Annotated in this window: 8 protein-coding genes and 1 pseudogene; 4 read left to right on the top strand and 5 right to left on the bottom strand. The window is 54.4% G+C overall.

Features of this window, described 5'->3' with window-relative positions; translation table 11 throughout:
- The 4 genes and pseudogenes from BUA36_RS28455 to BUA36_RS30545 all read right to left on the bottom strand — a co-directional run.
- Positions 1-165 (bottom strand): annotated as a pseudogene (locus BUA36_RS28455) (IS21 family transposase); the annotation flags it as partial.
- 97 nt (positions 166-262) lie between these two features.
- Positions 263-1453, bottom strand: a complete 1191-nt coding sequence (gene drt2, locus BUA36_RS28450; protein ID WP_072790426.1) for an antiviral reverse transcriptase Drt2 — start codon at positions 1451-1453, stop codon at positions 263-265.
- A gap of 350 nt (positions 1454-1803) precedes the next feature.
- Positions 1804-2889, bottom strand: coding sequence for a helix-turn-helix domain-containing protein (locus tag BUA36_RS28445; protein WP_072790423.1), 1086 nt, complete (start codon positions 2887-2889; stop codon positions 1804-1806).
- 6 nt (positions 2890-2895) lie between these two features.
- On the bottom strand, positions 2896-3534 hold the full coding sequence (locus BUA36_RS30545) for a hypothetical protein (protein WP_139260723.1): 639 nt from the start codon (positions 3532-3534) through the stop codon (positions 2896-2898).
- Between the two features lie 371 nt (positions 3535-3905).
- Between BUA36_RS30545 and BUA36_RS28435 the strand changes: the two genes are divergently transcribed.
- The 3 genes from BUA36_RS28435 (at position 3906) to BUA36_RS28425 (ending at position 5897) form a co-directional block, all read left to right on the top strand.
- Positions 3906-4613, top strand: coding sequence for a hypothetical protein (locus BUA36_RS28435; protein WP_072790420.1), 708 nt, complete (start codon positions 3906-3908; stop codon positions 4611-4613).
- 7 nt (positions 4614-4620) lie between these two features.
- Positions 4621-5127, top strand: a complete 507-nt coding sequence (locus tag BUA36_RS28430; protein ID WP_072790417.1) for a hypothetical protein — start codon at positions 4621-4623, stop codon at positions 5125-5127.
- 155 nt (positions 5128-5282) lie between these two features.
- Complete coding sequence (locus BUA36_RS28425) at positions 5283-5897, top strand: hypothetical protein (protein WP_072790414.1); 615 nt, start codon at positions 5283-5285, stop codon at positions 5895-5897.
- A gap of 4 nt (positions 5898-5901) precedes the next feature.
- Here the strand turns inward: BUA36_RS28425 and BUA36_RS28420 are convergent, their stop codons facing one another.
- Positions 5902-6627 (bottom strand): DUF6683 family protein, encoded by a 726-nt coding sequence (locus tag BUA36_RS28420; RefSeq protein WP_139260722.1) that lies wholly within the window; start codon positions 6625-6627, stop codon positions 5902-5904.
- 323 nt (positions 6628-6950) lie between these two features.
- Here BUA36_RS28420 and BUA36_RS28415 point away from each other — a divergent pair, with 323 nt between their 5' ends.
- On the top strand, positions 6951-7778 hold the full coding sequence (locus BUA36_RS28415; RefSeq protein WP_072790408.1) for a phage tail protein: 828 nt from the start codon (positions 6951-6953) through the stop codon (positions 7776-7778).
- Positions 7779-7805 lie beyond the last annotated feature (27 nt).

The raw sequence follows: 7805 nt of genomic DNA, 5'->3' as shown, positions 1-7805 counted from the left end.
GGTGGCCACCCCGGGGGAATTTGAAACTCCCCTAATCGTGCGCTGGGCAAGGCTGCGGATGGTCTTGCGGTCGACGCTGGTGATGCGGGCGATCTCGCGCTGGCTCTTGCCCGCTGCCAGCAGGGTCAGGATGGTGGTTTGCAGATGCGGTTTCAAGACGTTCACTCCGAACTCCCTCGACGATCGAAGGAGAAAGATAACGTCCTGCCAACGGGATGCTCCCGGTGGTCGCTGCTGGCGCTTCTACAGCGCCGCTATACGGTCAGAGGGTGGGGGAATTTGGGGTGGCCAGAGGTGGGGGAATTTGACCGGCCAACGGGGCCGTGAAGAGCGGGCGGGGGTCTTCTCCTCGCGCAACTCGCGCCCGATTGCGCTTTCTCATGGTTGCTTTCGCTAGGTGCACACCCCGCGTGAGCCGATCCGAGTATCTAGCGAGAGAGGCTGAACGAAGGTAAATTCGCTCACCGTCAAAGAGAAAACCTAGATACTGAAGAGGCTTATCCGTCACCAAGCGGCCTCCTCGTGTCACAAAATCACGGCGCTCTGTCTTCGCATCCTGAATCTCCAGCTTACACTTTGAGATAGCATCCTTAATAACTGCCTCGCAGGTAGGTTTCGCGGCCAGTGGCAATACAAACAACATATCGTCACAATATCTAAAATATTTCCCTCCTAATCCCGCAACATACTCATTGATGAAACAATCAAACTCTAGCATATAGATATTTGATAGCAGTGCGCTGATTGACGAGCCTTGCGGGATTCCTTTTCCGGTACTATTTGCCCGAATCATGCCTGAGGGGCGGACTTTATCCCTAAAGTCTTCAGGGGTGCACAGGCGATTACGACCTTTTCTTGGATTATTCTTCGATACACCAAGCAGTTCCAACACCGAATCGAGATTCACCATCGAAAATCGAGTGATGGCTTTATATACCGCGTAGTGATCAGGAGAAAGCTGCGCCACACCAAGGACGGACATCCAGGCCGACTTTAGTATTTTGTGATCCAGTGTATCGAAGAAACCGCGAATATCTAGGCCAAGGACAAAGCAATTGCTACGTCGCGAGACCTCTGCGAACCCTTCCGCAGCAAAGTGGATATTACTTTTCCCTAGCGAGCGAAAGGCTAAAACGCAATCCCCTAGTCCGCGCCGAGTCAATTCTTGCTCGTATCGAGCAGACAGCAATTGGCAATAATAAGAGTAGATGTGACTATCGATATGCGATGCATAAGCGACCTTTCGCTCCTTGCGTTTTCGCACAAGCTGCTTCAGATCGTCATCCCACTTTACTTTGGTACTGAGAATATCGAAGTCAAGGAAAGGAAAAAAACTACGCTGAGCGACGCGAACAGGATCACTAACGATAGTTAGTGCCGCCGCTTGGCCTACGGGACGATCAAAGTGAAGATACCCTCTTCTACGGAACCAAGGCTCTCTAGTCGTCTGCATCTGCGAAACGCCTTAAGCTAGCAAACCGGAAGGGCTAAGATGGCGGCATTCTACTAACCGCCCCCCCGGATAAACCAAGTAATCTTCTTACCATCTCACCCCGAGAGGGGCCGAGCCGCATATGTTAGGAATGACGTACAATGTTCACATGCTACTGGAGGTATCCTTGCGGAATCCTGTCATCGCGCTGCTATCAATCGTCCTGGCGATCACGCTGCCGGGCGGAATTGACAACTTGTAACACACCTCCACGTCTTTACGTGGAGCATTCTTACTATAGCATCATTCCCAAGTCTGGATGGCAATTTTCTTAACTTGCAATATTGTAGGCGCAACAAACCGTTGGATGGTTATCCGACTACCTTCAAATGCCCTGTTCTCTTAGCAGTGTTTTCCCCAAGGCCATCAATACTTTGCATATTAGTCAGCCTGAACACCAAATTCTCAATTTCGAAAACAGGCAAAGCTAAGTCATTCGCAATAGTAGTCTTACTAATACCCTCCGTTCGGAGCTCACCCAACACCTTTTCCCAAACTGTAGAGGTCTCTCGACTGATCCCTTGAGGCTCAACCTGACGGTATCTTTCTGCAATTTGAATACAGAAATTCCGATACTGCCAATCAGTGGTAATGCCCAGCTTATGCAGCCTGTAATTCAGCGCAGCCACCGATACTTTCCAATATTGCTTCCCACTCACAATATTGGCCAAACTATCAACTCTAGGCATCTTCGCCTTAACTTGGGATTCGGGCATTAAAAAGGCAGAGGCAAACTGATTTGCTTGATCCTCCACAATTCGCCCGCCCTGCGGCCCACCGTGTTTATGGAGGACAAGATGCCCCAGCTCATGCGCAGCGTCAAAGCGACTTCTTTCTGCGGTTTTCGTAGTATTCAGAAAAACGTAGGGAACGTCATTACGCCACATAGAAAAAGCATCGACTGTTTTCGTGTTTTCCGCTAACGAAAACACACGAATACCCTTCGACTCAAGGAGATGAACCATATTGCGTATAGGACGCTCCCCTATACCCCACTTCTCCCGCAATATTCTTGCAGCAGCTTCTGGATCAGTATCTTCCTTGCAATCAAACAAATCACACTCAGGCAAATGGAATCGAGAATCCACCCAATCACTAAACATGAACGCAAATGCACCAGCCGCGAGAGCCGCATCGCGGTCTCGTGCGGGCATAGTACTTAGCGAACGGAAACTAGCAGCCTCCGCGCTTGGCTCGTCCACGTCGGTCCCGAAAAAAAACAATGGCGGAAACTGAAGAACAGCGGCTAACGCAGCCACACTTTCCGCAGGCGGATCTACCTCACCACTTTCGTATCTAATAATGGTCTTCTGCTCAAAGCCTGCTGCCTCCGCTAAGGCTTTCTTCGTTAACTTTTTGCGACGCCGCGCCAAACTCAATCTCAAAGGATTAAACATTAAAACTTATTTCCTAACCACACGAACCTCGGGCTCAGGTGAATCATCATCAGGTTCGCTAAACTCAATCGCTTTCCACTCGCCAGGTCCAACAACGATAATCTTTTCAATGAACCCGGTATAGTATCCACCCTCAATATCTGACAACAAAGTGAGCTCAGCCGTTACCTCGTCCATTCCAACGTTAACGCACAGATGCCAAGTTGCAAAATCCTCAATGGATTCTACCGGCTTACCTGCAGGAATCGGCCAATCTTCTGCCCCAGGCATCATTTCCCTGTTGACCTGTGTCGCTCGCTCCGAGTTAGGCCCTTTTCTCGACCGATTTTGAGGCACAGAATCCTTCGATCCCGTTCCCTCGTCCGCGTTCAAAATAGCTAATCGCATCTTGAGGGACCGGCTGAAGACCGTAGAGATGCCGGAATCACTTTTCTCCCAGCCCAATGGCAATAGGACCTCTCTAGCACGCCGCACTCCTGCGCGCCACGACAACCAGCCGGGAGCACCGGGAGGATCGTTATCCGTCGCACTAGTGAATCCCGCGACGAAAGCCCTCACCACGTCTAGCAATTGCTCACGGGTCAAGCCTAGTTCAGCTAAACGTGCATGCACGTCACCAGAATCCTGTCGAACGATCGCATCCATAGAAGCTCCCAATGTCCATTTTTCCCGACACAATTGTAATGGAAAAAATGGACATTGGGTAACTTTCGATTGTGCAGCACATCAAAGAGCCCGGCTAAGCCTGTACAGCCTTTGAGCCCGCCCTGAGCCAGCTTTCCGGCAAGACCAGAAATTGACCGGAGCGCACCGGACGATTTCGCAGCCCACAAGGCCCCCCTTGATGTGACCTGCGCTCACACACGCCATTTCCTTTTCGACAAAAGAATCTTGCCAGTGCCACGGATTCGAACTCCGTGTCTCGTAATCACGTGACCAAGTTGCGTTCGCGCAAGCCGCAGGATTTTGGCGCGGCTTACCCTGCATCACATGCCTAACTTGAAGAGGACAGCCCTATGGAACCGAACAAAACAGATAAAGATGAAGCGATTTTTAACAGCACAATGAAATCGTTGGAGGCACAGATTACCAATGTGGGCGCGCATCTGAGCATCGACACCAGGGCACGCCTGCTCTATATCCAAGAGATAAAAAATATGTCCGACAAGCTGCGAGCCGACGCAATCTCTCACAGGATCAGTTGGGCTGCGGCTGCACGTCAAGCTCAGGAAACGCGAAATCTCATCATGGGAATAATTCGTGCGCGTAGTACACCTGTTGGGCGGGCGTTTGCCGAAAGTATGAAGCAGAAAGGCTATTCGCTTAATCAACTTATCGCTCTCAAAACCGTGCAATTGAACGGCGAGCAAGCACTTTTCTCACGCCTATCGATCACAAAACAAAACGCTGTTTATGCCAGCATCGTCACATCAGCAGGTAGATCGAATGCTTACGTGAGCCGTGCAATGGCGGGCGCCGCTTATGCGGGGCGGGGTTTGCTGTTTGTGGCGATAGCACTATCGACCTATAAGATTGCGACCTCATCGAACAAAGCTGCGACCTTTCAAAAGGAGCTCGCCGTAAATGGTGTCAGCGTCGCCGGTGGAATTGCAGGCGGTGCACTCGCTGGATTAGCGTGTGGGCCGGCCGCGCCAATTTGCGTTACAGTGGGGGCGTTTGTCGGTGGAGCGCTTGCGGCGTTCGCTACTGCTAATTATTGGTAGGGCTTTTATGAAGCTGACACATGCTCCAGGCTACTCTATTCGGGTTATCACTCCGCCGACGTCTGAGGTGGCGCCGACCAGTGAGCTCATCATCGAAGGGAAGCCGACTGGAAGGATCCTGGGCGGCGCGGTGTTTGAAGCCGCGCTGAACTGGAATGATTATGTGCTGTTATTCCTGACCGACGATGTGCCTTTTGAAGACACACTCAACATTTATGTGCTGGACGAAAATCTTGAGGTCGTCGACTCCGCGCGCATGTTCTACATCTACTCAACCGGCGTATTTTCGGCTTTGGATTTGACGGAACCGGATACGGTGCGCTTCCGATTCTTCGGCGGCACACTCTGGACGCTCAAGCTCTTCCCTGAAAAAAGATTTGCACTGCCCATCGTCTCCGGCACATTGGGTGTTAGCCGACCTTTCACTTTCTTCCGCCTGTTCCAGTTGCACAGTCGCCCTCTTCCCGAGCCATCACAAAGCGAAAATTACGACTACACAGGAATCAGTTCGTAACATCAAAGCCGCTTATGCCTTCAGCAGGTGCCAGGCCCACACCATTCGCTCATGCGAATACCAAAAACGTTTCCCTGTGACAATGTGTGCAAATTCGACCGGATGTGCTCTGTTACACTCCGCCGCCAAAATCAAAACACACGAAACGGGAAAATATGCTGTTCATCTGGGGTAAGCGCACTTACGGCGCGGCGGACAAAGTGGGGAATGTCTCGGTCAAAACCATGTTTGGTCATTTCTGGTATCTGCCGTTATTTCCAAAGACCAGTTATTACGTCGAGGCCAAGAGCGGTAAAGCCTTTGAATTGAACGGCTTGCGCTGGCGCTCTGTCCTGTTCGGCTATCTTCGCGTCTGGGGTGCCGTTTGTGCTGTCATGGCATTTCTGCATGCGAGAAGCGAGGAAGGTACGGCAGCCCTGCCGGCCTACCTGCTATGCGCCTTGGCCACGGCGGCCGTCATTGGCTCTTATTTCTATGACCGCAAGACGCAGCGTGAGGAAGTGCGCCAACTGCGCTTGTCCATGGAAAAGAACTTCGGTGTCGCATTAGATCCTTACGAATGCCTGGAGAGTTTGCAGCAAGAGATTACTGCCAAAGCGCAGGCCAACAGCATCGCTCAGCTTGATGAAGACTGGCACAAGCAGATCATCCGCGATCCATTTTCAGACCAGCACCAGCTGGAGCTGGCCCTGCTCCGGGCGCGCTGCGATCGCCAGGACCAAGTCTTGCAGCAAGAGGTGTTAAAAAAGGTGGCGAGCCGCCGCGCGTAGCGGACTATTCACTCATACGGATGCCGCGCGCGTCGATGCGCAAACGGTCCGGATCCAGGCCCACCGTCCGCAGATTTTCACGCGCCGCATCGCGCAGGTGAGCTTGCTGGGCCGGCGGTTGCGGCTTGGTTTGCTGCGACTTCCAGGCCAGCGCCATGAAGGTGCCGGTCATTGCGCTTTGTTCGTACAGATTGCGCAACGCGGACGGACTTTGCGCGCCCAGCGTCGCGCGCAATGAGGGCTGGCGCCGCAGCTGCTCAACCACCACGGCAAAGTCTTCATCGGACACTTCCTTCCCCGTCATCACCATGTAGTTCCCCACCAGGAAAGCAGCCAGGGCGCCGCCGACATCGTTGCGCGGCAAGTGCAGCTTGCTCTCCAGCTGATACCAGACGTCCATGCTGTCGCTGAATGCCTTGCTCATCACGGCACGGTGCTGCGGCGGGAAATGCTGCGCGAGTTCGGCCGCATTGCGTGACACGGCCGGCGGTGCATCGGCGCGCAGCGTCGAAGCCGGCTCGCGCTGGCCCGACTTCTTCTGCGCTGCGGGGTCCGCCGCCTGGATCATCAGCGAATTATTGACGATCGAACTATGCATGAAGCTGCTGAGCGGCGCTCCGTAAGTGGCGTAGTCTGCGCCCAGCCATTGGGCCTGCGCCGGTAGCGCTGCGGCGCTCACCAGCGCCAGCACCATGCGCACTGCCCCCCATCCATATCGCGTGTGCCTCATTGTCATCCCTCCCCAAAACGCGGTTCAGGTTAGCAAAAAGTCATGTAGGACGCCGCACGATTCCATCATGGGAGCCTATCGGTATCCGTAGCGCCATAACAACGAGTCTATGTGCGCTAGCTAACTTATGGTCAGCAAACAGCGCCCTGCCGGGCATTCAGCAACAAACGGAGAGATTTTGCCCCATAGCAGTGCGCTAGGATTTGACATGGCTTTGATAACCAATAGCAATAAATGTTGCTTGCGTATGAAAAGCCTATCGACCTCCGGCCCGCCTTATCCCTGCGCTCCGGACGGCTTACGAATGCATATAGGAGACTGGCATGAAACCATCCCGACGCATGACTCGACTCAAAACCACTGGCGCCGCCCTGCTGCTCAGTGCGCTGCCGTTTGCCGCGCAAGCGTGCAATGCGGAGCCGTATATCGGCACCGTCTGCACCTTCACTTTTGACTGGTGCCCGTCCGGCTATCTGCCTGCCGACGGCCGCACGCTGAACATCCGCGACTACACGGCGCTCTTCGGTCTGATCGGTTTCAGCTACGGTGGCGACAAGCAAAACACTTTCGGCCTGCCCGATCTGCGCGGCCGCACCACGATCGGCAAGGGCCAAGGCACGGGGCTGCCTATCAATATCGCGATGGGGCAAAGCGTCGGGCAGCAGCAGCTCACGCTGAGCACCGCGCAAACACCGCTGCCCGCCCACACCCACGCGGCAACATTTTCCGCCACGTCTTCCACCACCAAAGTGACCATTCCTGGCAGCAGCGGCAACCTGGCCGTGACGGCTGCGCTGCAGGTGGTGCCGGGCACAGGCAATATCAGCGGCAACAATGTGACGCTGGGCGCCAATCAGACCGGCTACCTGGCAGGCATGAATGGCGCGACCTCGGCTGATCCGGTCAGCTTCAACGGGCCGTACACGACGGCCACGCCACCCGCCAATGCGGGACGCCTGCCGGCGCAGGTGCAGATCACCGGCACCGCCTCCACCGCTGCGGTCGATGTCCAGGTGCCCACGATCAGCGGTGGCGCCGTGGTTGTGGCGCCGGCCGCTGCACCGGCTGCGGCAGTGGTGTCGACTCAGTCGCCGGCGATCGGCATGAGCACGTGCATCGCCGTCACCGGCCTGTACCCCAACCGCCCCTGAGCATTAGCAGCAATCCCGCAATCCCAT

The organism is Duganella sacchari (genome assembly GCF_900143065.1).
Taxonomy (GTDB): Bacteria; Pseudomonadota; Gammaproteobacteria; order Burkholderiales; family Burkholderiaceae_D; genus Rugamonas; species Rugamonas sacchari.
This window is presented reverse-complemented; position numbering and strand designations above follow the sequence as displayed.

Bases quoted from the DNA above. Each gene is read 5' to 3' on its own strand.
- BUA36_RS28425 (WP_072790414.1), top strand. From the start codon at position 5,283: ATGCTGTTCATCTGGGGTAAGCGCACTTACGGCGCGGCGGACAAAGTG.
- BUA36_RS28420 (WP_139260722.1), bottom strand. From the start codon at position 6,627: ATGAGGCACACGCGATATGGATGGGGGGCAGTGCGCATGGTGCTGGCG.
- BUA36_RS28445 (WP_072790423.1), bottom strand. From the start codon at position 2,889: ATGTTTAATCCTTTGAGATTGAGTTTGGCGCGGCGTCGCAAAAAGTTA.
- BUA36_RS30545 (WP_139260723.1), bottom strand. From the start codon at position 3,534: ATGGATGCGATCGTTCGACAGGATTCTGGTGACGTGCATGCACGTTTA.
- BUA36_RS28430 (WP_072790417.1), top strand. From the start codon at position 4,621: ATGAAGCTGACACATGCTCCAGGCTACTCTATTCGGGTTATCACTCCG.
- BUA36_RS28415 (WP_072790408.1), top strand. From the start codon at position 6,951: ATGAAACCATCCCGACGCATGACTCGACTCAAAACCACTGGCGCCGCC.
- drt2 (WP_072790426.1), bottom strand. From the start codon at position 1,453: ATGCAGACGACTAGAGAGCCTTGGTTCCGTAGAAGAGGGTATCTTCAC.
- BUA36_RS28435 (WP_072790420.1), top strand. From the start codon at position 3,906: ATGGAACCGAACAAAACAGATAAAGATGAAGCGATTTTTAACAGCACA.